Genomic DNA, 23,741 nt, shown 5'->3' on the forward strand with positions numbered 1-23,741 from the left:
CGCATGGGACCGGCACTGAGACAACGATTACTCGTTCCCTCAGGACCCAACAACGTGCCCGACACACCAGATCAACCGAAACCGTTCCACGCCGAAGCAGTACTAGGAGACAACCAACCCTGTGTGCCGAATAGTCAACGTTCCACCCATGAGCAACCGTGCGAGACATTCGCTCGCAACCGGCCATGTGCTCCTTAGAAAGGAGGTGATCCAGCCGCACCTTCCGGTACGGCTACCTTGTTACGACTTCGTCCCAATCGCTGGTCCCACCTTCGACGGCTCCCTCCCAAGGGTTAGGCCACCGGCTTCGGGTGTTACCGACTTTCGTGACGTGACGGGCGGTGTGTACAAGGCCCGGGAACGTATTCACCGCAGCATGCTGATCTGCGATTACTAGCAACTCCAACTTCATGGGGTCGAGTTGCAGACCCCAATCCGAACTGAGGCCGGCTTTTTGGGATTCGCTCCACCTCACGGTATCGCAGCCCTTTGTACCGACCATTGTAGCACGTGTGCAGCCCAAGACATAAGGGGCATGATGATTTGACGTCGTCCCCACCTTCCTCCGAGTTGACCCCGGCAGTCTCCTGTGAGTCCCCATCACCCCGAAAGGCATGCTGGCAACACAGAACAAGGGTTGCGCTCGTTGCGGGACTTAACCCAACATCTCACGACACGAGCTGACGACAACCATGCACCACCTGTATACCGACCACAAGGGGGCGCCCATCTCTGAACGTTTCCGGTATATGTCAAGCCTTGGTAAGGTTCTTCGCGTTGCGTCGAATTAAGCCACATGCTCCGCTGCTTGTGCGGGCCCCCGTCAATTCCTTTGAGTTTTAGCCTTGCGGCCGTACTCCCCAGGCGGGGAACTTAATGCGTTAGCTGCGGCACCGACGACGTGGAATGTCGCCAACACCTAGTTCCCAACGTTTACGGCGTGGACTACCAGGGTATCTAATCCTGTTCGCTCCCCACGCTTTCGCTCCTCAGCGTCAGTAATGGCCCAGAGATCCGCCTTCGCCACCGGTGTTCCTCCTGATATCTGCGCATTTCACCGCTACACCAGGAATTCCGATCTCCCCTACCACACTCTAGCCTGCCCGTATCGAATGCAGACCCGGGGTTAAGCCCCGGGCTTTCACATCCGACGCGACAGGCCGCCTACGAGCTCTTTACGCCCAATAATTCCGGACAACGCTCGCACCCTACGTATTACCGCGGCTGCTGGCACGTAGTTAGCCGGTGCTTCTTCTGCAGGTACCGTCACTTGCGCTTCTTCCCTGCTGAAAGAGGTTTACAACCCGAAGGCCGTCATCCCTCACGCGGCGTCGCTGCATCAGGCTTTCGCCCATTGTGCAATATTCCCCACTGCTGCCTCCCGTAGGAGTCTGGGCCGTGTCTCAGTCCCAGTGTGGCCGGTCGCCCTCTCAGGCCGGCTACCCGTCGTCGCCTTGGTAGGCCATTACCCCACCAACAAGCTGATAGGCCGCGGGCTCATCCTGCACCGCCGGAGCTTTACACCAACCCCCATGCGGAGGAAGGTCATATCCGGTATTAGACCCCGTTTCCAGGGCTTGTCCCAGAGTGCAGGGCAGATTGCCCACGTGTTACTCACCCGTTCGCCACTGATCCACCCCGAAGGGCTTCACCGTTCGACTTGCATGTGTTAAGCACGCCGCCAGCGTTCGTCCTGAGCCAGGATCAAACTCTCCGTGAATGTCTGCTCGACAGTGCTTAATTAAAAGCGCGAGCGGCCACCCGCGTTGAGCGGCACGACAACCACCGGAATAGGGTGACCTCGTGCACTGCGTCCTCGCTAGTGTTTTACTTCAAAAGGAATCTCCAACCCCGATCAAGCGATCGAGGCCGGGGATGTCAACATATCTGGCGTTGACTTTTGGCACGCTGTTGAGTTCTCAAGGAACGGACGCTTCCTTCAAGCCGCTCTCGCAAGCTCTCCGGGCGCTTCGTTCTTTCTTCTCTTCGAGCTTATCAGACCCGCCTCTCGGCGTTTCCCGACTCGCTCTCGGTGTTTCCAACCTTACCAGGTCTTCCGCACCGCTTCGGCCTCCAGGAGGCCTTCGCCGTACCGGACCTGACGGCCCGTCCGACGTGTTGAACTTTAGCCCAGTCCCGCTCCGAAAAGCGAATCCGGCCGCACTCACCGAATTACCGGCACAGCAAAACAAGCCCATCACAGAAGCGTGCAAAAAGCGACACGTCAGCGATCGACAATCTTGCTGAGGATGGTGTTTCAGGAGAGTGGCCGCCCCGGGACCGTCCGCGCAGATGCGTGTCCGGTGCTCCCAGCCGAGCGACTAGGAAACCTTACTCCCCGGTCAGGAGTGCGGCAAATCGGCCACTCGGACGGTGCGGGTGCAGCGGGCGCGGCTCAGCTTCACGTACTCGCCGTTCGGCTGGTCGTTGGCCGCAACCCGGTCCTCGGCGGAGCGGCGGTCCTGGCCACCCGCCTGGTGCCGGCGGATCAAGCGGTCAGTGCGGACCTCGTCCTCGGCCTCCAGGTACCAGAGCTCGTGGAGCAATGAGCGTGCCCGGGACCAGTCAGGTGTGTCGGCTGCGAGGTAGTTGCCCTCGGTGATGACGAGACGGGTGCTGGGGGTGACCAGGTGACGGGCGGCGACCGGCTCGTCGAGGGTGCGGTCGAAGTCGGGCACATAGATGTCGTGGAAGCGGTCGGTGGCCAGTCGCTCCAGCAGTGCCAGATAGCCACGCGCGTCAAAGGTCGGCGGTGCGCCCTTGCGGTGGCGTAGTCCGAGGCGGTCGAGCTGCATGTTGGAGAGGTGGAAGCCGTCCATCGGAACGTAGGCAGCGGTGCCCTGGCCCTGGGTCCGGTTCACCTCGGTGACCAGGTAGCGCGCCAAGGTCGACTTGCCGGCGGCGGGCGCGCCGGCCAGCCCGAGGAGCATCCGCCCGCCGGGGCGGCCGGTGCGCAGGGTGGCGAGCAGCTGGGCCGCCAGAGTGGCGGGCTGCTCGGGCGAGGTGAGGTCTGGCTGGTCCACGTTCTTCATTCGGTGCTCTGGTTCGTTGGTCGAGTTCAGTGGTCGAGTTCGCCGGCCAGCGCCGGAAGCTCCATGGTGAGGGTGCCGGCGTCGGCGTCCAGGATGGCGGGCACGCCGAGCGGGACGGTCAGCGTGGACGAGCTGTGGCCGAAGCCCAGCTCCCAGAGCACCGGGACGCCGAGTGGGCCCAGGCGTTCCAGCATGACAGCGCGGACCCGGTCGGCTGGCCCGCAGCCCTCCCAGGAGCCGAGAGCCACCCCGCTCACGCCGTCCAGGGCGCCGGAGCGCAGCAGCTGCGTGAGGATGCGGTCGATCCGGTACGGCTGCTCGTTGACGTCCTCGAGCAGCAGGATCGTGCCGGCGTAGGAGGGGCGGGCACCCGGCGTGCCGCATTCGGCGGCCAGGACGGACAGGCACCCCCCGGCCGTTATGCCGTGCGCGCGGCCCGGCACGAGCGGACCCGCCTGCGGACCGGTCAACGTGGTGACGCCGGCCGGATCGAAGAGGGTGCGGCGCAGGTGCTCGCTGGTGGCCGGGTCTTCGACGAAGGAGCCGGCCGCACCCATCGGACCGTAGAGCGAGGCCAGGCCGAGGCGCACGGCCAGTTCTTCGTGCAGCGCTGTCACATCGCTGAAGCCGACCAGCAGCTTGGGCGGGGCGGCACGCAGCGCGTTCCAGTCGAGCAGGTCGCAGACCCGCTGGGCGCCGTACCCACCGCGGGCACAGATGACGGCCGCGATCGTCGGGTCGAGCCAGGCCTGCTGGAAGTCGGCGGCCCGGTCCTCGTCGGTGCCCGCGAAGTAGTCCAGGCGTGGGTGCACGTCCAGGACGTGCGGTGCGACCACGGGCTCCAGGCCCCAGGAGCGCAGGATCGCGCAGCCCGCCGCCAACCGGGCGGCGTCGATCGGGCCGCTGGGGGCGACCACGGCCACCCGGTCACCGGGGACGAGACGTCGCGGACGGGTGAGGCCGTGCGGGGAGGGCAGCGCGGTGGCGGCGGGTGCGGGCACGAGGGGCGTGGTCATGTCGTCCGTCCTCCAGGTGGGCAGGGGGCGGGCCCTGGTGGCCGGGCCGCCAGGCGGTCGTGCGTTCGGATCACATTGTCGCCCGACCGGGACTCTTCACCTGTCAAAGGGCCACGCACAGATGAGAGTTCTATGAGATCAACCGTCGATGAAACGTCAGTTCGAGTCACTGGGGCGGGACTTGGCGGAAACTCGCTGCTGTGGCACGGGTTCCGCCCACTGGATGCCAACAGGGCACGTGTGATTCGCTATGCGATCCCATGGACGTTCCCCCTCCGGTACGGCAGGATTCGGGCGGACTGTACACCGGAGGACCTCACCGATGAGCTCATCGTTCATACCGATGGACACACCGAACCAACCCCCGGCCGGTGAGACGACGGCCGAGCTGCCGCAGGTCTGCGCGCCGCCGACCTCGGCGCAACCGGTGCGCCGTGATCCCGGCGCCGCGACCACCGCGAACCTCCGGGCAGGGCTGGCCTCGCGACTGCGGGCCGCCTACGAACGAGGTGCCGAGCTGTCGGAGTTGGCGGCGGCCAGCCACCAGTCGGTGGCCGAGGTCGAACAGTTGCTGGTGCAGGCCGGGGTCGACCCGTCGGCCGAGCGACCGTTCCGATCCGCTCCCGGCCGGACGGCCGGGGCCGTGCCGGCACCCCGGGACCGCGCGGTCGAGGCTCTGGCCGGTGGCGAGCCGCAGACCTACGGAGATGGGGCTAGCGGGGACGGAGCGCGTGGGGACGGGGAGCCGACCGGGCCGGTCGGCCTCTGGCGTCCCTCGCCGCCCCGTCCGCGGCCACGGATCCGGCGGCCGGCACCGCCGCGGCGGACGGCGCTCCGGAACGGGTCCACAAACCCCGGCGAGGACACCGAAACGCGACCGGAGGCCACCGGGGCGGAGGTGGTCGCAGCGGCAGCCGGCATCGAGCTGGTCGACGCGGCGCTGGTCGACACCGCGATGGTCGACACCGCGATGGTCGACGGCGAGGCCGTCGAGGCTCCTGCGGCGCCCGTACCACCGCTGGGCATCCTGATCGGCGGTCCCCGGGCGGTGCCGGGCTCGGTCGGGCGGGCGGAGGAGCAGCGCTGCCGCCGGGTCACCGCACAGCTGATCCGGGTCGGCCGGGGCACCACCTTGGCCGTGCTGCCGTCCTGGCGTCCGTCGATCGCGATCTCGGTGCCGACCGAGTTACTGCTCGCCGCCACCAAGCTGAGCTTCGAAGAACTCGGTCGGGCCGAGTTGACCGTTCTGATCAACTCCGACGCGTTGCACGACCGTGAACTGCGCCCCCGGGAGTGGCAGGTCACCCCGGAACACGGGGCCGGTCGGCGCCGGCGCGGCTGAGCAGCCGCCAGGGCGGGGTAGCCACCAAGGCTGGGCGGCGCGATCAGCGCAGTCCTTGCTGGTCGAACGCGCCGTTGCGCCGTGCCGTGCTCCGGACGCACTCCGCGGCGCACCCGTGGCTGCGCGCTCCCGACGCGCGGAGCGGTCAAAGCCACGGACCGGAGCACGGTGCGCCGCTACCCTGTGGGCCATGCCAGCCCCGACCATCCTGTTGCCGCAGGATCCGCTGAACCACCGGCGCGTCGACCCGCACTACTCCTACGAAGCCCAACTGGTCCGCGGGCTGGGCGGCGAGACCGCGTTGGTCGACCATGACGCGCTGCTCGCCGGGGAGGCCACCGAGGCTGTCCGCCGGGTCCCCGCCGGGATCGGCCCGGCCTGGTATCGCGGCTGGATGCTACCGGTGTCGGCGTACGCGGCCTTCGTGAGCGCACTCGCCGACCGTGGCTGCCACCTGCTGACCAGCGCCGCCGCCTATGCGGTCGCCCACGAGCTGCCCGGCTGGTACAGCACCTTCGAAGGCGCCACTCCGGACAGCGTCTGGCTGGCGGCCGACCATGATCCGGCCGAGCTGGCCGAGGCTGTCAGCCGGCTGGGCGGACACGGACCGGCCATCGTCAAGGACTACGTGAAGTCCCGCAAGCACGAGTGGCACGAGGCCTGCTACCTCCCCGAACTGGCCGACCTGCCCGCGGTGAGCCGGGTGGTGAACCGCTTCGTCGAACTGCAGGGTGAGTTCCTGGCCGGTGGCGTGGTGCTGCGGAGGTTCCACGCCTTCGCCCCGCCCGAGGCCGTCGACGTCGGACGAGTCCGGGATGCGGTCGGCAGCAGAGCCGGGGCTCGGACCAGGGCCGAGGCCGAGGCCAGGGCCGCGGCCAGGACCGGGACGGCGCCCGCCACTCCGCTACCCGGGCAAGCGGCCGAGGCCCGGGTCTGGTGGGTGGACGGTGAACCCGTGCTGACCGGGCCGCACCCCGACACCCCCGAGGTGTTCCCAGCCCCCGACCTGACCCAGGTGCGCTCGCTGGTCCGCGCGTTGGGCTGCCGGTTCGTCACCACCGACCTCGCGCTGCTCGCCGACGGTGGCGGGTGGATGGTGGTGGAGGTCGGGGACGGGCAGGTGAGCGACCTGCCTCGTGGGACGGAGGTGTCCGGGCTGCTCTCCTCGCTGATCTCCACCTGAGTCGTCCGCCGCCGGGCGGAGTGCCGGTCGGCCACCTTGCTGATCTGCCGTCAGGCGGCTTTGTCGACAGTTGGATCGGAGCTTTGCTGATCAGGAGTGTGCTGATCAGGGGAGTGCTGATCTGGGGTGTGCGGGGCGGGCGGGTGCGGGTCCGGGCTGCGCGGCGTGGGAAGCGGGAGTGCCACCGCCGCTGGGCTCGGCGGCGCTCCGAAGGCGCGGGCCAGCAGCACCAGCGGCCCAGCCGTGAGCAGCAGCGTGCCGCCGAGCACCGCCGCCAACACCGGGCAACCGAGGTCGACCAGCAGGGTCGCACCGGTCAGCGGACCGCACGCGACGCCGAGGGCGGAGGCCGACCCGACCAGGACGGTCCACCGTCCGGCCGGGTCCAGCTCGGCCGCCAACCCGATCAGATAGGTCAGGACCAGCGGGTAGAGCGCGTTCCAGAGCACCTCGCCGCCGGCGAACCCGGTCGCCGAGCGGGCGTCGGCGCTCACCGCGACACAGGCCGCGATCACCGCCGTCCCGAGGCCGAGCGGCAGTGCCCGACCCACCCGGCTGCCGAGCGCCCCGGAAGCCAGCACGCCGAACAGTCCCCCGCCCAGGGCCACCGCGAAGACCAGCCCGAGTTCACGCTCGGAGAAGCCGACCTGGTGCAGCCCGATCTGACCGCTGACGCCCCAGAGCGCGTTCTGCGCGACCGCCCAGAACACCGTGGTCGCGGCCAGCAGCAGACCGGCCGTGCGGTGCGGCAATCGGCGGGCGGGCAGTGCGGGACCGGGCAGTGCAGGACCGGGCAGTGCAGGACCGGGCAGTGCGGGGTCGGGCAGTGCAGGACCGGGCAGTGCAGGACCGGGCAGTGCCGTCAGCAGTGGTCGGACCAGCGGGCCGAGCGCCGCGAGCAGCACGAACGGTACGGCGGGCGAGTCGCCCAACCGGGGCAGCAGCAGGTAGCAGCCGGCCGCGACGACCGAGGGGACCAGCAGACCGAGCACCGAGGCGCGATGCGGATCGGCCGCGGCCGCCACACCCGTGCCGGCCACGGCGGAGGCGGTCCCGGCACCGAGTCCGCCGAGCAGGCAGCCGACGACCAGCAGCGGCAGCGCTCCGTAGGGTGCGGCGGCGGCGAGGGTGAAGCCGCAGGTCAGCAGGGCCAGCCCGGCGCGGGCCAGGCGGGCCGGGCCGATCGCCGCAACCCGGCCGGCCAGGGTGAAGCCGGCGGCGGCCGAGGCGAGCAGCAGCGCGCTGCCGACCGCGCCGGCGTGGGTGGCCGTCAGGCCGAACCCGCTGGTCAGCCGGGTGGCGATGGTGGGGACCAGGCAGGCCGGCAGGTAGCCGACCGTGAACAGGGCGGCGAGCGGCACCAGCGGCAGCGCGTTGGGGGCGCCGCTGTCGCCGGGGGTGGCGGCCGCGTCCGTTGCTGAAGCTGTGCCGGCGGGGGTGACCGTGGGAGTACTGGATTGCTCGGCGGTGCCGGACTCGGCGGGGCCGGTGCAAGAGGGTGGAGTCTGGTGCGCAGTGCTGCGCCCCGTCTCGCGAGCGCGCGAAGACATGGGCAGGGGCCTCTCGACCTGAGGGTGGTACGGGGGGAGGTCGCGTACCGCTGTCCGTGCGGTCGCCCCGCTTGTCTACCAGCTCGGGGCGCCACCCCTGTACCAGGTGGCGCCCCAATGGCCCTCAGTCAACCTAGTTGGCGCACGCTCGATATCAGTCCGTGATCGAACGACCCGTCGGGCAACAGCGCCGCAGGAAGTCGAGTAGGCCGATCGGTCGATTCAACCGGTCACCTCCGCAGGCACCGGCTCGCGGCGGTGGCCCTCGGCGACAAATGCGCGCCAGAGCCGGGCGTACGCCCCGTCAGCCTTGAGCAGTTCGGCGTGCGTGCCGTCCTCGACCACCTTGCCGTGGTCCAGTACGACCACTCGGTCCGCCCGCTCCGCTGTGGTCAGGCGGTGTGCGATGACCAGGGTGGTGCGGCCGCCCGGACGGTCGGGGTGGCCGTCGCGCAGCCGGTCCGAGGCGTGGTTCACGGCCAGCTCGGTGGCCAGGTCGAGGGCCGCGGTGGCCTCGTCCAGCAGCAGGATGTCCGGGTCGACCAGTTCGGCCCGGGCGAGCGCGATCAGCTGCCGCTGACCGGCCGACAGGTTCCGGCCGCGGCCGGCCACCTCGTGCTGGTAGCCGCCGGGCAGCGAGGTGATCATCTGATGCGCGCCGACCGCCGTGGCAGCGGCCTCGACCTGCTCGTCGGTCGCCTCCGGGCGGCCGTAGGCGATCGCGTCGCGGACCGTGCCGGCGAACAGGTAGGCCTCCTGCGGCACCACACCGAGCCGGTGGCGGTAGTCCACCAGGCGGTAGCGGGTCACGTCGCAGCCGTCGACCCGCACCGTGCCACCGGTCGCGTCGTAGAACCGGGCGACCAGCTTGACCAGCGTGGACTTGCCCGCGCCGGTCTCACCGACCAACGCGACCGTCTGGCCGGCCGGGATCCGCAGGTCGATGCCGCTCAGCACCTCCGGGTTGCCTTCGCCGCCGCCGTTGTAGGCGAAGCTGACGCCGTCGAAGTGGATCTCACCGCGCAGTCGCTCGGTCGGCACCGGGTCGGCTGCCTCGGGCGTGCTGGTCGGGGTCCGCAACAGCTCGCGGATCCGGCCGAGGCCGACGGCGGCCTGCTGGTAGCCGTCGAAGATCTGCGACAGCTGGTTCACCGGAGCGAAGAACAGGTCGATGTAGAGCAGGTAGGCGACCAGCGCACCGACCGTCAGCGTCCCGGCGTTCACCCGGGACGCGCCGGCGATCAGCACCAGCGCGGCGGCGACGCTGGAGAGGAACTCGACGAACGGGAAGTAGAGCGAGATGTAGAACTGCGCGCGGACGCGAGCGTCGCGGTAGGCGCGGCCCTGCTCGGCGAACTTGGCCCTGGTGTCGCCCTCGCGGCGGAACGCCTGGACGATCCGCATGCCCGCCACGTTCTCCTGCAGGCCGGCGTTGACCGCGCTGATCAGTTCGCGCGAAGCCTGGTACTGCGCCACCGACTTCCGGCGGAACACCACGGTGGCCACAGCCAGCAGGGGCAGCACGGTGAACACGGTCAGGCCCAGGCCGACGTCGATGATCAGCAGTGCCGCGAAGATCCCGAAGAAGGTCAACAGGCTGACCACCGAGGTGACCACGCCGGTCTGCAGGAAGCTGGAGAGCGCGTCGACATCGGTGGTCATCCGGGTCATGATCCGGCCGGTCAGCTCGCGCTCGTAGTAGTCCAGGCCGAGCCGGTTGAGCTGGGCGAAGATCTTCAGCCGCAGGGTGTAGAGGACCCGCTCGCCGGTGCGACCGCTGACCTTGGTCTCGGTGCTCTGCACCAGCCAGTCGAGCAGCACCACCAGCAGCGCGATCAGCGAGGCCACGGTGACGCCGGACATCACGCCCTTGGTGACGCCGTCGTCGATACCGTGCCGGATCAGGATCGGGACCACCAGCCCGGCTCCCGCGTCCAGCGCGAGCAGCACGAAGGCCAGCGCCAGGAAGCCGCGGAACGGCTTGAGCAGGCGGCCGAGCGTGAACTCCGGGTCCCCGGCGGCGGCTTCCGCCATCGGGACCGCCGGGATGTCGGTGGCCGGCGCGAGCGCCGCGACCTGGGCCAGCAGCTCGGGGGCTGCGGCGCGGCCGGTGAGGGAGCGCGCAGCGGTGGTGGTGCGGGCGGACTCGGGGGTCGTCTGGGCGGGCGGGGTGGCTGGAACGGCTGGGACGGCTGGGACAGCTGGGATGTTCGGGGTGGCTGGGCTGACCGGGCCTTGCAGGTTGGCCGGGATGGCCGAGTTGCTCGTACCGTCCGGCGTGGTGTGGGACGTGGCATGACCCGCGAGCGCTTCCGGGTCGGTGATCAGCGCACGGTACTGCGGACATCGGGCCACCAGTTCCTGGTGGGTACCGACGTCGAGCAGCCGACCGTGGTCGAGCACCGCGATCCGGTCGGCGAGTTGCAGGGTGGAGCGGCGGTGAGCGATCAGCACGGTGGTACGGCCGACCATCACGGTGCGCAGCGCCTCGTGGATCTCGGCCTCGATCTGCGGGTCGACCGCCGAGGTCGCGTCGTCGAGCAGCAGCACCTGCGGGTCGGAAAGGATCGCGCGGGCCAGTGCGATCCGCTGGCGCTGGCCGCCGGAGAGGGTCAGGCCCTGCTCCCCCACCTTGGTTTCGTAGCCCTGCGGAAGGTCGCGGATGAAGCCATCGGCCTGGGCGGCGCGAGCGGCGGCCTCGATCTGCTGCTCGGTGGCGTTCGGACGACCGTAGGCGATGTTGGTGCGCACCGTGTCGGAGAAGAGAAAGCTGTCCTCGGGGACGATGCCGACCATCGCGCGGATCGAGTCGAGGGTGACCTCGCGCAGGTCCTGACCGTAGAGCCGGATGGCACCGGCCGCGGGGTCGTAGAACCGGGGTATCAGCTGGGCGAGCGTGGACTTGCCCGAGCCGGAAGTACCGACCAGGGCGAGCGTCTCGCCCTGGGCGACCTGGAAGCTCAGGCCACGCAGCACGGGGGTCGGGGCCTGACCGGCCTCGCCCGCCTCGCCGGCCTCTCTGGTCTCGCCGGTCTCGCCGGTCTCGCCGGCTGGTGCGGCTGCTCCGGCGGCTCCGGCCGTCGAGGTCGGGGTCCGCTCCTGCTCCCGTGCCAGGTAGTGGAAGTCGACCTGCTCGAACTCCAACGCCGGGGCGCCCGGCACCGGCCGCAGCGGGTGAGCCTCGGGCGCCTCGGTGACCAGCGGCCGCTCGTCGATCAGCTCGAAGACCCGCTCCACGCCGGCGCGAGCCTGCTGGCCAACCGTCAGCACCACGGTCAGCATCCGGACCGGGCCGGTCATCTGGGCCACGTAGGTGGAGAAGGCGACGAAGGTACCCAGGGTGACCTCGCCGTTCACGGCCAGCCAGCCGCCGAGCGCCAGCACCGCGACCTGCCCGAGCGCGGGGATCGCCTGCAGGGCGGGGGTGAAGCGGCTGTTGAGCCGGATCGCCCGCAGTCGCGCCCCGTACAGGCTGCGCGAGGCCTCCTCCAGCTTGTCGAGCTCCTGAGCCTCCTGGCCGAAGCCCTTGACCACCCGCACGCCGCCGATCGCCGCGTCGACCACGCCCGCCACCGCTGCGGCCTCCTGCTGGGCCACCCAGGTCGCGGGGAAGAGCCGCTTGCGGCTCAATGTCGCGACCCACCACAGGGCCGGACCCATCACCAGGGCGATCACGGTCAGCGGCAGCGACAGCCAGAGCATCACGGCGATCGACATCGCGAAGAGCAGCAGATTGCCGATCATCATCGGCAGCATGAAGAGCAGGCCCTGCACCAGCTGCAGGTCCGAAGTGGCGCGACTGACCACCTGGCCGGTGTCGAGCCGGTCGAGCTTGGCCCCGTCGAGTCGGGTGAGCGAGTGGAACAGGTCAGCACGCAGATCCTGCTGCACGTCCAGGGCGAGCTGGCCTGCGGTGTAGCGGCGGATCTGGGTGAAGCCGAAGACCAGAACGGCGCCGAGAACCAGGGTGACCGCCCACGGCATGAGCGCGCGGGTGTGGGTGGTGATCACGTCGTCGATGATCAGCCTGGTGACCAGCGGAACGATCGCGGTGACCGCCATGCCACCGAGCGAGGCGCCGAGGGAGAGCAGGAAGTTGCGCCGGTAGCGCCAGCAGTAGCCGGACAGGCGGCGGAGCCAGCCGGTCGCGGCCGGGGGCGCGGGAGCCTCCGGGCTGTCCGGGGCGCCTGGCGCGGGTGCGGTGAGGGGCGCGGTGGATCCGGGCCTCGCGGGGCTGGCGACCTCTGCCGCGGGTATCTCCCTGGTGGAGCCGTGAGTCTCAGGCATATTTAGGGATACTAACCATTTCATGAGGCGGTCGTCCACGACGTACCGGCGCTGCCAACTGACTGCCCAACTGACTGACCTGGCACGAACCAACAGCCTGCGGTCGGCTTTCCTTCCCCATCAGACTGCGTCATCGGATGCCTGGGCGCACCGGTCGCGCGACGGATGGAGCGAGGACGCTCGTCCTACGTCCAGTCGAGTAGGCCGCGCGCGGGCAGACGTCTGCGCCGGGCTCGCGGGCCTCGGTTGCTGTCGCCGTTCGGACTACGGTCGCGGCTGCGTTTCCGGCTGCGACGCCTCCTGCGCCGCCTGCGCCGCCGGCTCTGGTGCCGGCTGCGCCCAGCCGTCCGCCGCCGCCGCGAAGGCGCCGTGCGCCAGGCGGTGCAGCAAGGCCGCCATCTCGGGGCGCGGCAGCAGGACCGCCCGGTCGCCGACCGTCTTGCCCGAGCCGGTCGAGCGGAGGCCGATGCTGTGCGGAGTCGAGTTGAGCAGCCCGAACACCGCGTGCACCGCCGCGCGGGCGGCCGATTCGGCCTCGGTCACGGCCAGCTCGGGAAAGGCGGTGCGGACGGCTTCCACCCAGAGCTCGACGTAGCCGCGCTGCAGGCGGCGCACCCGGCGGCGGTCCTCCTCCTTGAGATGGAGCAACTCGCGATCGTGCAGCGTGATCAGGTCGGGATCATTCAGGGCGAAGTCGACATGTCCACTGATCAACGCGTCGAGTGCGGCCTGCGGGCCGTCCGTTGTCCCCGCGCGGCGGCGCCCCTCATCCAGCAGCCGCTCGCTGATCCCGACCAGCAGGTCGGCCAGCATGGCGTCCTTGCCGGAGAAGTGCCGGTAGAGCCCTGGACCGCTGATGCCGACTGCCTTGCCGATTTCGTCCACCCCGACGCCCAGGAATCCGCGCGCGGCGAAGAGCCGGGCCGCCTCGCGGCGAATCTGGTCGCGGCGGGGGGTCGCGGGGACGACGGGAACGTTCGACATGAATCCCATCGTAGACAGGGCGGTTATCGGTGGTTAACCTGACCGCAGGAGTTAACCACCATTAACTTGTGGGCGCCGGACCTATCCAGCCGCCACGCCCGCTGGTTCCTGGAGCAAGGAGCTCTTGGAATGGCCCTGTCGACCCCCGGCCTCACCCCCCAGCATCCGTGGGAGGCTGCCGGCACCACGGGAGCAGCCGCGACCCGCGCACCTGCGGCCGGTTCTGCACCGTTCGGTCCGCCGACCGGCTCCTGGCCCGGCCCGGTGTCGGCCGCCGGCGGCGGTCGCTCGGTGTCACCCGCCGCCACAGCTGCCCCGGCGCCCAGGCTGCGCTCGTCCGTCGACCCGGCTTCGGCTGCGTTCCGGTCGAACACCGAGGCGCACCAGGCCCTGGTCACGGAGCTGCGCGCCAAGCTGAACGCCGCCGCGCTCGGCGGTGGCGCCAAGGCCCGCGAGCGGCACACGGCGCGCGGCAAGCTTCTCCCCCGTGACCGGGTGGACACCCTGCTCGACCCGGGCTCACCGTTCCTGGAGCTCTGCCCACTGGCCGCCGACGGTCTCTACGACGGAGCGGCGCCGGCGGCCGGGGTGATCGCCGGGATCGGCCGGGTGGCCGGCCGCGAGGTCGTGGTGGTGGCGAACGACGCCACCGTCAAGGGCGGCACCTACTACCCGATGACGGTGAAGAAGCACCTGCGGGCCCAGGAGGTGGCCCTGGAGAACCGGCTGCCCTGTGTGTACCTGGTGGACTCCGGCGGCGCGTTCCTGCCGATGCAGGACGAGGTCTTCCCCGACCGCGACCACTTCGGCCGGATCTTCTACAACCAGGCCCGGCTGTCCGGCGCCGGGATCCCGCAGATCGCGGCCGTGCTCGGCTCCTGCACGGCGGGCGGCGCCTACGTCCCGGCGATGAGCGACCAGGCAGTGATCGTCCGCAACCAGGGCACCATCTTCCTCGGCGGCCCGCCGCTGGTGAAGGCGGCCACCGGTGAGGTCGTCACGGCCGAGGAGCTCGGTGGCGGCGAACTGCACTCCCGCACCTCCGGAGTGACGGACCATCTGGCCGAGGACGACACTCACGCACTCGACATCGTGCGCACCATCGTGGCCGGTCTCGGTCCGCGCCCGGCCCAGCCGTGGCCGCTCGCCCCGGTCGAGCCCCCCGCCGTCGACCCGGCAGAGCTGTACGGGGCGGTCCCGGTGGACCCGCGCACGCCTTATGACGTCCGCGAGGTGATCGCCCGGCTGGTCGACGGCAGCCGCTTCGCCGAGTTCAAGGCCGAGTACGGTGCCACGCTGGTCACCGGGTTCGCCCGGATCCACGGGCACCCGGTCGGCATCGTCGCCAACAACGGCGTGCTCTTCGCCGAGTCCGCGCTCAAGGGAGCGCACTTCATCGAACTCTGCGACCAGCGCGGCATCCCGCTGCTCTTCCTGCAGAACATCACCGGTTTCATGGTCGGTCGCCAGTACGAGGCGGGCGGCATCGCCAAGCACGGCGCGAAGATGGTCACGGCGGTGGCCTGCACCCGGGTCCCGAAGCTGACCGTGGTGATCGGCGGCTCGTACGGAGCCGGCAACTACTCGATGTGCGGCCGGGCCTATTCGCCTCGCTTCCTGTGGATGTGGCCGGGTGCCAAGATCTCGGTGATGGGCGGCGAGCAGGCTGCTTCCGTCCTCGCCACGGTCCGCCGCGACCAGTTCGAGGCCCGCGGCGAGGAGTGGGCGCCCGAGGCGGAGGAAGAGTTCAAGCGCCCCGTCCGCGAGCAGTACGAGCGGCAGGGCAACGCGTACTACGCCACCGCTCGACTCTGGGACGACGGCGTGATCGACCCCATGGACACCCGGACGGCGGTCGGCCTGGCCCTGACCGCCTGCGCCAACGCCCCGCTCGCGCCGCCCGCACCGTACGGCGTGTTCCGGATGTAAGCCGGTCGCGAGCCGCCGGTAAGTCTCCGGTGAGCCGCCGGTAAGCCACCGGTGAGTCTCCGGTGAGCCGGTTCCGCGTGTGTCGGTCGGGGGTCGCCGGCCCTCGACGGACACACCAGCCCTCTTGATCGTCAAGATCGTCTCCGTCGCACCACTCCCTTCGTCACGGAGGAACGCCTCCCATGTTCGACACCGTCCTGGTCGCCAATCGCGGCGAGATCGCCGTGCGGGTGATCCGCACCCTGCGGCGGCTCAGCATCCGGTCGGTCGCCGTCTACAGCGATGCCGACGCCGACGCCAGGCACGTCCGCGAGGCCGACACCGCCGTACGGCTCGGTCCGGCCGACCGCAGCGACAGCAGCGCGACCGAGACCTACCTGCGAGGCGATCAGATCATCGCCGCGGCGCTGCGCACCGGGGCCCAGGCCATCCACCCCGGTTACGGATTCCTCGCGGAGAACCCCGGCTTCGCCCGTGCCTGCGCCGAGGCCGGTCTGGTCTTCATCGGCCCGCCCGCCGAGGCGGTCGAGCTGATGGGCGACAAGATCAACGCCAAGGAGGCCGTCCGCGCCGTCGGCGTCCCCGTGGTGCCTGGCAGCCGGGCCGGCGCGACGAGCGACGAGGAACTGATCCGCGCGGCCGAGGAGATCGGCTACCCGGTGCTGATCAAGCCGTCGGCCGGCGGTGGCGGCAAGGGGATGCGGTTGGTCCGCGACCCCGCCGAGCTGCCCTCCGAGCTTGCCGCGGCCCGTCGGGTGGCCCGTACCGCCTTCGGTGACGACACGCTGCTGCTGGAGCGCTGGGTGGACCGCCCCCGGCACATCGAGGTGCAGGTCCTCGCGGACGCCCACGGGACCACCGTGCACCTCGGCGAGCGGGAGTGCAGTCTGCAGCGCCGTCATCAGAAGTTGATCGAAGAGGCACCCTCCGTTCTGTTGGACGAGCGGACCAGGGCAGCGATGGGGGCCGCCGCCGTCCGTGCCGCCGAGGCCTGCGGCTACACCGGCGCAGGCACGGTGGAGTTCATCGTGCCCGGCGACGATCCGGACCAGGTGGCTGCCGACGCACCGCTCGCCGCGGCTACGGGCGTCGGGGGCACCGCTGGCGCCAGCGGCATCGGCGGCACCGAAAGCGCCGGGGACACCGGAAGCACCGGAAGCGCTGCGGGTGCCGTACGCGACTTCTTCTTCATGGAGATGAACACCCGCCTCCAAGTGGAGCACCCGGTGACCGAACTGGCGGTCGCGGTCACCCGCTCGACCTCGGCCGGCCCGTCCGCCGGCTGGGCACCGGCCGGCGAGCGGCTCGACCTGGTCGAGTGGCAACTGCGGGTCGCCGCAGGTGAGTCGTTGTCGTTCTGCCAGACAGACATCTCCTTTCTCGGTCATGCCATCGAGGCGCGGATCTGCGCCGAGGACCCAGCGCGGGACTTCCTGCCGACCGGTGGTCGGATCCTGGTACTGGAGGAGCCGTACGGCGAGGGCATCCGGGTGGACTCGGGCCTCACTACGGGCACGGAGATCACCAGCGCCTACGACCCGATGCTCGGCAAGGTCATCGCCTACGGCCCGGACCGCGCGACGGCACTGCTGCGGCTGCGCAATGCACTGGCGGACACCAAGCTGTTGGGCGTGACCACGAATGCCGGCTTCCTGCGCCGGCTACTCGCTCACCCCGATGTGGTGGCCGGTCGACTCGACACCGGTCTGGTCGAGCGGGCCGTCCAGCAGCACCCCGAACTGCTGGCCGACCAGGGCCGCCACGACTCCGTGAACGGCTCTGGGCTCGGGGACCCTGAGTCGTCAGCGGACTCGGTGACTTCCATTCCCGATGCCGCCGCCTCCGACGCCGGGCTTGCGCCCGCGCCCGCGACACCGGATGCGGTGCTGATCGCCGCGGCACTCCTGCGGCACCATCGGCTCGTGCCCGCCGCCGCCTCCGACGGCTGGACCGATCCCTTCGCGCTCCCTTCTGGTTGGCGTCTGGCCGGCGAACCGGCCTGGACAACTCACCGACTTCGCGTCGCCGGGCACGACCCGCTGTCGGTTCTGGTACGACCGGTCAGTGCTGACAAGGTAATTGAGGCGACTGACAGTCCGTCAACCGTTTTCTCGGATCTACTGGTCCGTCTGGGTGAAGGTCCGATCCGTCGGGCCCGCGCCACGGTCGGCGCGACCGATCTGGCCCTCACCCTCGATGGTCTGCGCATCACGTTCGCGCACGCCACTGACAACTCGCCGTCGGTTTCCGGTGGCGGCCCGGTGCTCTGGCTCGGCAGCGGCGGCGACAACTGGGCGGTACACCCGTACGACCCAGTGACCGACCGCAGCGCAGCCGGTGATGCCCACCACGGCGCGCTCACCGCGCCGATGCCCGGCACCGTCACCGTGGTCAAGGCCTCGGTCGGCGACCTGGTCCGACGCGGCCAACCGCTCCTGGTCCTGGAGGCCATGAAGATGGAGCACGTGATCTCCGCGCCGCACGACGGCGTGGTCAGCGAACTGCACGCCGCCGCGGGTAGCACCGTCGCGATGGAGCAGCTCCTCGCGGTCGTCCTCCCGGAGGAGGAGGCCGCTGCCGGCGACCCTGCGGAGGTGTCCTCATGACCACTGATCAGCCCCTGAGCACCGAGCGCAAGGTGAGTGACGTGCCCGGGACGAGCGCCGCGAGTTCCGCAAGCGCTGCTGGTGCTGCCGGTGTTGGTGCTGGTGCAGCGTCGGCGCCGGGTACCGATCAGGCCTCGTCCCGCGAGCCGGGCGCCCTGGAACTGGGTCTGCCCGACGTGGTCAGGGACCCGGCGCTGCCGGCCCGGGTGCGGATCCACGAAGTGGGCGCCCGCGACGGGCTGCAGAACGAGAGCGCGCTGGTCCCGGTCGAGGTGAAGGCCGAGTTCATCGCGCGCCTCGCCGCCGCCGGACTTCGGACCATCGAGGCGACCAGCTTCGTACACCCCAAGTGGGTCCCCCAGTTGGCCGATGCCGAACAGTTGCTGCCGCGACTGGCCGAGCTTCGTGACCAGTACCCCGGGCTCCGACTCCCGGTGCTGGTCCCCAACGAGCGTGGCCTGGAGCGCGCGCTCGCACACGGCGCCGACGAGATCGCCGTCTTCGCCAGCGCCACGGAAGCATTCGCCCGACGCAATCTCAACCGCTCGGTTGCCGAGGTGCTGGAGATGTTCCGTCCGGTGGTCGGACGGGCCGGCGACCAGGGCCTGACCGTGCGCGGCTACCTCTCGATGTGCTTCGGCGACCCGTGGGAGGGCCCGGTCGCGCCCGAACAGGTCGTCGAGGCCGGGCTGCGGCTGATCGAGTTGGGCTGCACGGAGTTGAGCCTCGGCGACACCATCGGTGTCGCGACACCGGGCCAGGTGGCTGGGCTGCTCGACGCGTTCGAGCGCGCCGGCGTACCGGTGGCACAGCTCGCCGTCCACTTCCACGACACCTACGGGCAGGCGCTGTCCAACACACTCACCGCGCTGCGCCACGGGGTGACCATCGTCGACTCCTCCGCCGGCGGGCTCGGTGGCTGCCCTTACGCGAAGAGCGCCACCGGCAACCTCGCCACCGAGGACCTGGTCTGGATGTTGCACGGGCTGGGCATCGAGACCGGCGTGGACCTCGCCGCGTTGGCCGCCACCAGCGCCTGGTTGGCCGGGGAGCTCGGTCGCCCCAGCCCTTCCCGCGCGGTGCAGGCGCTGGTCGGCCCGACCGGAATCAGCTCGACCGGGAACAGCGCTGCCGGTCGGTGACCGGGCGGCCTGGCGCCTCTGGATCGCCAGCGCCGCGCCGAACTGATCGACCGTCGTCACCAGCTGGGCGCTGACAGCACGCAGACGGCGCGCCCAGCCATCGCGAACCGGTGCACGCGACCCGCGTGCGCTGGTCGCCCCCACTCTGCCACTCGCACCACTCTGCGCCCGGACCACCCTCCCGGGCGAACCACTGGAGGATCAGATGCTCGACCACCGACTGGATTCCGAGTACGAGGAACTGCGCCGAACGGTCGCCGAGTTCGCCAACGACGTGGTCGCCCCGACGATCGGCGAGTTCTACGAGCGGGAGGAGTTCCCGTACGAGATCGTCAAGGAGATGGGACGGATGGGCCTGTTCGGGCTCCCCTTCCCCGAGGAGTACGGCGGCATGGGCGGCGACTACTTCGCGCTCTGCCTCGCGCTGGAGGAACTCGCGCGGGTGGACTCCTCGGTGGCCATCACCCTGGAGGCCGGCGTCTCGCTCGGTGCGATGCCGATCTACCGGTTCGGCACGGAGGAGCAGAAGCGGGAGTGGCTGCCCCGGCTCGCCGCGGGTGAGATCCTCGGCGCCTTCGGCCTGACCGAGCCCGAGGGCGGCTCGGACGCCGGTGCCACCCGGACGACCGCCCGGTTCGACGAGACCACCCGGGAGTGGGTGATCAACGGCACGAAGTGCTTCATCACCAACTCCGGCACCGACATCACCGGTCTGGTCACCGTGACGGCACTGACCGAACCGATCGCTCGTTCGAGTGAAGACGGGGGCGAGACCTCGTCAAAGCGCGAGATCTCCTCCATCATCGTGCCTGTCGGCACCCCCGGGTTCCAGGTGTCGAAGAAGTACTCCAAGGTCGGGTGGAACGCCTCCGACACCCGCGAACTGTCCTTCACGGACTGCCGAGTTCCTGAAGCCAATCTGCTCGGCCAGCGTGGCCGTGGCTTCGCCCAGTTCCTGCGGATCCTCGACGAGGGCCGCATTGCCATCGCCGCCCTGTCCACCGGTCTGGCCCAGGGCTGCGTCGACCAGTCACTCCAGTACTCCGCGACCAGGCGCGCGTTCGGGCGCGCGATCGGGTCCAACCAGGCCATCCAGTTCAAGATCTCCGACATGGAGATGCGTGCGCACCTCTCACGCCTCGCCTGGCGGGACGCGGCCTCCCGGCTGCTGCTCGCCGAACCCTTCAAGAAGGAGGCCGCCATCGCGAAGCTCTACTCCTCCGAAGCCGCGGTCGACAATGCCCGCGAGGCCACCCAGATCCATGGCGGCTACGGCTTCATGAACGAGTACCCCGTCGCCCGCTTCTGGCGCGACAGCAAGATCCTGGAGATCGGTGAGGGCACCTCCGAGGTCCAGCGGATGCTGATCGCGCGCGAGTTGGGCATGAGTTCCTGACCATCGCTCAACGCCAGCATGAGATAAGAGATACGAGTACAAGAGCGCGTCGGTGGATGGTCGCCGGCTCGGAGCCGCACCTCAGCCGGGACGCCCTGGCGGAGGCCGGCTCAGTCGATACCCATCCACCGGCCGCCAGCTCAAGCCCGCCCGGCCAGGGCAGGCGGGATGCGATCACTCTGCCGACCGGAAACGGCAGACGAGTTCACCACACATGCGAACAGCTCAGACGCCAGCGAATCGGGCACGAGTCCGGCGGGCCCCGGTCCTGGTACCGGCCTGAAACGGATGAGAGCCGGTTCGGAGGCCGACGGCTGGGCCCGACATCACCGTGCTGTACGGGCTGCTGCGTTGGAGTACCCAGTTGACCGCGAACGCGACCGATACGCCTACGCAACGACGCACCAAGTACCAGCCCCAGCACCACTTCGCGGATGTCGGACCGGTCAGCTTTGCACGCCGGCGCGTGGCTTGCGGGTCGGTCGGGTTCCGCACCGTGCCGGACTTCGCTGGCAGCGGCCGTACCTCCGACCTTCGGCCAGGACCGCAACTGGCATTTTGTAGGCCCGCCAGGTGGTCGGTCGGACCAGTTGCCGGTTTCTGCGCCAGGGGTGCCCGGCTGCCGGGCCGCCGCCCGCAGCGGTAGTGCCCCCGGTGCCGGGTCGCCTGTCCTCCGCCTGCCGGGCTGGTGGCGCTACCGGCGACAGCAAGGGCGCTGGTGAAGGCGGTTGGGGTGCCTCCACCGCCACTCGTGAGTGACGCTTCGCGCCCAGGGCGGTTTCCATCGGCCTGAGCGAACAGGTCACGTTCGGGGAGAGCGCACCCATCGTCTCCGACCGTCTGCTCCGGTGCCGTGGCCTAGGCTCACGCGGTACTGCTCAGGCGGGCCCGGTACCGCAGCAACCCTCAACCGGGCACGGGCACTGGACCCAGCGACACGACAGCCTGGGACGGCCGTCCATGACACGAGGAAGCCGCGCAGGCGTCTGAGCGGACGAGGAAGCGGTAAGGGCGCCCGGGTAGTACAGATTGACGGAATATCGGCTGGTCTTTTGAGCAGTTGAGTCGATACCAGAGGCTGACGGCAGCGGCCAGGCAGTGCGGGCGGCGTCGAACATCCCGCCAGCAGTGGGTGGAACGCAATGACTCGCGGAGCAGCGGGCTCGTCGGCGAGGTGGTCGAGGCAGAGACCCGAAGGCACGCCGCTCGACCGTGCGGACCATGGTGTCGGGGCCGGGGAGGCCACCGGGCTCCTCGGTGTGAGCCTCCACCGTGGTGGCCCAGCCACCGATGAAGGCGATGACACGAGCGCGAATGTCGGTGCTGACGCCTGTCGGAAGAACCCGTGGAACAGCGGTCCAGCTGAACAGCCCAACGCGGAATACCCCGCGGTTCGCCGGAGGTCCACCCGCATCAGCAACTCCAGCGCGGGGACTCAGAACAGGCTCAGGACAGGCTCGGGGCGGACTCGGAGCCGGCTTGGGAACAGGCTCAGCGCGGGCTCGGGAGAAGCTCGCAGCGGACGCCTGGAGGTGCCGCCGGCGGTCACCTCCAGGCGGAGGACTACGCGAACCGCACCGCCCCGCGTAGCGGCAGAGCGGAGGAGCGTGCAGGACGGCTTGCCACGCCAAGGCCCGACAGGACTGTTGAAGCCGAAGAGGCCAGGGAGACGACGGCAGCCAGTGACCGCGTAGGGCTGCCAGGACCGACCGGACAGCCGGAAGATTTCAAGTCCAGTGAGACGGTCGTGACGCTATGAGGTTTGTGGTGCGGGTTCCCTGCGCTTGGCGGGGTCGTTGATCCACGCTGTCTTCGGGATCTCGGGTGGTCTGGGGCGGCGGCCGAAGCGTTCGGGGTGGCGTGTGTAGGCCTCGGCGAGGGTGACGGCCCGCTGGTCGCGGATCTCCTCGGCGGTGCCGAAGTGGACGCTGGCGGGCGTGTGTAGTCCGATGCCTGAGTGCCTGTGCTCGTGGTTGTAGTACGAGATGAAGGCGTCGAACCATTCGCGGGCGTGGGCCAGGGATTCGAACCGTTCGGGATAGTCGGACATGTACTTGGTGGTCTTGAACTGGGCTTCGCTGTAGGGGTTGTCGTTGGAGACCTTCGGGCGCGAATGGCTTCTGGTGACGCCGAGGTCGATCAGCAGCTGGGAGACCTTCTTGGAGGTCATGGAGGTGCCGCGGTCGGCGTGCACGGTCTCGGGGACGATGCCGTTGCGCGTGATGGTGTCGCGGATCAACTCCTCGGCTCGCTCGGCTGATTCGGCCGCCTCGACGGTGTGGCCGACGATGTAGCGGCTGAAGATGTCGATGATGACGTAGGCGTGGTACCAGATGCCCTTGCTTGGGCCGGCCGCTTTGGTGATGTCCCAGGTGAAGACCTGCGACGGGCCGTCGGCGACCAGTTCGGGCACCGTCTTGGCCGGGTGGGTGGCCTGGCGGCGGCGCTCACCGGACTGCCCCCGCTCACGCAGGATCCGGTACATCGTGGAGACCGAGCAGTGGTAGTGCCCGGTGTCCAGCTCACGGGCCCAGATCTGCGCGGGCGCCAGCTCGGCGTACTCGGGGCTGTTCATCAACTCCATTACCGCGTCACGCTCTTCGGCCGTCAGGGCCGACGGCTGGACCTGCGGCGACCTTGGCTCGCGCACGGGCGTCGGCTTCAGGCTGCGGTAGTGGGTGGCCCGGGAGCGGCCGGTCAGCCGGCACGCGGCTGTGACGCCCAGCTCGTGTTCGACGGCGGCGAACGCCTCGTCCACGACGGGATCGGCGGCGTGCCTCAGTCCGCGCTCTCGGAGATCATTTCCAAGAGCGCCGACGCTTTTCCCAGGACCTCCAACGCGGCCTTGTTCCGGGCGAGTTCCTTCTCCAGCCGTTCCACCTGGCGGCGCAGCTTCTCGTTCTCGACCTCGGCGGCGGACTTCTTCGGGCGGGCCGGGCTCGTGCGGTGGTCGACCAGGTTCTCCAGGGCCCCGGCATCGCGCGCGGCCCGCCACTCGGTGACGTGCGAGTGGTACAGGCGCTCGCGGCGCAGGACCGCGCCCTTCTCGCCCTCGGGCGCGGCGTCGTACTCGGCCACGATCCGAAGCTTGTACTCGGGACTGAACGTGCGGCGCTTCGGCCGGGGAGCCGGGTCGGCTGCGGACGGATTGGTGCTGGTCATCAGGGGTGGAACTCCTACTCGGGCCCTCTCAGGCTAACCCGACAAAGCGGGACGTCTCACCCAAGGCTGACAGAGAGGGAGCTGAGGACAACGGCACCGAACCGACATGACC

Annotated in this window: 13 protein-coding genes and 1 rRNA gene; 6 read left to right on the plus strand and 8 right to left on the minus strand. The window is 69.9% G+C overall.

The features are described from left to right. Window positions 1-198: 198 nt before the first annotated feature. The 3 genes from OG403_RS13060 to OG403_RS13070 form a co-directional block, all read right to left on the minus strand. Window positions 199-1,720: ribosomal RNA gene (locus OG403_RS13060) — 16S ribosomal RNA — on the minus strand. Between the two features lie 622 nt (window positions 1,721-2,342). Next, window positions 2,343-3,023: a nucleoside/nucleotide kinase family protein gene (locus OG403_RS13065; protein WP_329564238.1), complete on the minus strand. Its 681-nt coding sequence runs from the start codon at window positions 3,021-3,023 to the stop codon at window positions 2,343-2,345. Window positions 3,024-3,058: 35 nt separating this feature from the next. Beyond that, a complete protein-coding gene (locus OG403_RS13070) occupies window positions 3,059-4,048 on the minus strand; it encodes a S66 peptidase family protein (protein ID WP_329564240.1) in 990 nt (329 codons plus the stop codon). Between the two features lie 343 nt (window positions 4,049-4,391). Here OG403_RS13070 and OG403_RS13075 point away from each other — a divergent pair, with 343 nt between their 5' ends. Further along, complete coding sequence (locus OG403_RS13075) at window positions 4,392-5,390, plus strand: hypothetical protein (protein ID WP_329564242.1); 999 nt, start codon at window positions 4,392-4,394, stop codon at window positions 5,388-5,390. A 190-nt stretch (window positions 5,391-5,580) separates the two neighbouring features. Then, the gene (locus OG403_RS13080) at window positions 5,581-6,573 is read left to right on the plus strand and encodes an ATP-grasp domain-containing protein (protein WP_329564243.1); all 993 of its coding nucleotides are present in this window, start codon (window positions 5,581-5,583) and stop codon (window positions 6,571-6,573) included. Between the two features lie 50 nt (window positions 6,574-6,623). Here the strand turns inward: OG403_RS13080 and OG403_RS13085 are convergent, their stop codons facing one another. From OG403_RS13085 to OG403_RS13095, 3 genes are all read right to left on the minus strand, one after another. Continuing rightward, window positions 6,624-8,123: an MFS transporter gene (locus tag OG403_RS13085; protein WP_329564245.1), complete on the minus strand. Its 1,500-nt coding sequence runs from the start codon at window positions 8,121-8,123 to the stop codon at window positions 6,624-6,626. A 222-nt stretch (window positions 8,124-8,345) separates the two neighbouring features. Beyond that, window positions 8,346-12,410: an ABC transporter ATP-binding protein gene (locus OG403_RS13090; RefSeq protein ID WP_329564247.1), complete on the minus strand. Its 4,065-nt coding sequence runs from the start codon at window positions 12,408-12,410 to the stop codon at window positions 8,346-8,348. Window positions 12,411-12,674: 264 nt separating this feature from the next. Continuing rightward, window positions 12,675-13,394 carry a TetR/AcrR family transcriptional regulator gene (locus OG403_RS13095; RefSeq protein ID WP_329564248.1) on the minus strand — a complete coding sequence of 240 codons (720 nt, stop codon included), beginning with the start codon at window positions 13,392-13,394 and terminating at the stop codon, window positions 12,675-12,677. Between the two features lie 129 nt (window positions 13,395-13,523). Here OG403_RS13095 and OG403_RS13100 point away from each other — a divergent pair, with 129 nt between their 5' ends. The 4 genes from OG403_RS13100 to OG403_RS13115 all read left to right on the plus strand — a co-directional run bounded on the left by OG403_RS13100 (window position 13,524) and on the right by OG403_RS13115 (window position 20,467). Next, window positions 13,524-15,323: a carboxyl transferase domain-containing protein gene (locus OG403_RS13100; RefSeq protein ID WP_329564250.1), complete on the plus strand. Its 1,800-nt coding sequence runs from the start codon at window positions 13,524-13,526 to the stop codon at window positions 15,321-15,323. A 182-nt stretch (window positions 15,324-15,505) separates the two neighbouring features. Beyond that, window positions 15,506-17,929, plus strand: a complete 2,424-nt coding sequence (locus OG403_RS13105) for an acetyl/propionyl/methylcrotonyl-CoA carboxylase subunit alpha (RefSeq protein WP_329564252.1) — start codon at window positions 15,506-15,508, stop codon at window positions 17,927-17,929. Between the two features lie 155 nt (window positions 17,930-18,084). Then, window positions 18,085-19,071: a hydroxymethylglutaryl-CoA lyase gene (locus OG403_RS13110; RefSeq protein ID WP_329572286.1), complete on the plus strand. Its 987-nt coding sequence runs from the start codon at window positions 18,085-18,087 to the stop codon at window positions 19,069-19,071. Window positions 19,072-19,276: 205 nt separating this feature from the next. Beyond that, the gene (locus tag OG403_RS13115) at window positions 19,277-20,467 is read left to right on the plus strand and encodes an acyl-CoA dehydrogenase family protein (RefSeq protein ID WP_329564253.1); all 1,191 of its coding nucleotides are present in this window, start codon (window positions 19,277-19,279) and stop codon (window positions 20,465-20,467) included. 1,753 nt (window positions 20,468-22,220) lie between these two features. Here the strand turns inward: OG403_RS13115 and OG403_RS13120 are convergent. Next, window positions 22,221-23,225, minus strand: coding sequence for an IS3 family transposase (locus tag OG403_RS13120; protein ID WP_329560509.1), 1,005 nt, complete (start codon window positions 23,223-23,225; stop codon window positions 22,221-22,223). Between the two features lie 20 nt (window positions 23,226-23,245). Next, complete coding sequence (locus OG403_RS13125) at window positions 23,246-23,629, minus strand: hypothetical protein (protein ID WP_329560511.1); 384 nt, start codon at window positions 23,627-23,629, stop codon at window positions 23,246-23,248. Window positions 23,630-23,741 lie beyond the last annotated feature (112 nt).

Source organism: Kitasatospora sp. NBC_01266, from assembly GCF_036242395.1.
Taxonomy (GTDB): Bacteria; Actinomycetota; Actinomycetes; order Streptomycetales; family Streptomycetaceae; genus Kitasatospora.

Excerpts from the sequence above, each read along its gene's own strand:
- OG403_RS13070 (WP_329564240.1), bottom strand. The coding sequence starts at position 4,048 with ATGACCACGCCCCTCGTGCCCGCACCCGCCGCCACCGCGCTGCCCTCC.
- OG403_RS13075 (WP_329564242.1), top strand. The coding sequence starts at position 4,392 with ATGGACACACCGAACCAACCCCCGGCCGGTGAGACGACGGCCGAGCTG.
- OG403_RS13080 (WP_329564243.1), top strand. The coding sequence starts at position 5,581 with ATGCCAGCCCCGACCATCCTGTTGCCGCAGGATCCGCTGAACCACCGG.
- OG403_RS13085 (WP_329564245.1), bottom strand. The coding sequence starts at position 8,123 with ATGTCTTCGCGCGCTCGCGAGACGGGGCGCAGCACTGCGCACCAGACT.
- OG403_RS13090 (WP_329564247.1), bottom strand. The coding sequence starts at position 12,410 with ATGCCTGAGACTCACGGCTCCACCAGGGAGATACCCGCGGCAGAGGTC.
- OG403_RS13095 (WP_329564248.1), bottom strand. The coding sequence starts at position 13,394 with ATGTCGAACGTTCCCGTCGTCCCCGCGACCCCCCGCCGCGACCAGATT.
- OG403_RS13100 (WP_329564250.1), top strand. The coding sequence starts at position 13,524 with ATGGCCCTGTCGACCCCCGGCCTCACCCCCCAGCATCCGTGGGAGGCT.
- OG403_RS13105 (WP_329564252.1), top strand. The coding sequence starts at position 15,506 with ATGTTCGACACCGTCCTGGTCGCCAATCGCGGCGAGATCGCCGTGCGG.
- OG403_RS13115 (WP_329564253.1), top strand. The coding sequence starts at position 19,277 with ATGCTCGACCACCGACTGGATTCCGAGTACGAGGAACTGCGCCGAACG.
- OG403_RS13125 (WP_329560511.1), bottom strand. The coding sequence starts at position 23,629 with ATGACCAGCACCAATCCGTCCGCAGCCGACCCGGCTCCCCGGCCGAAG.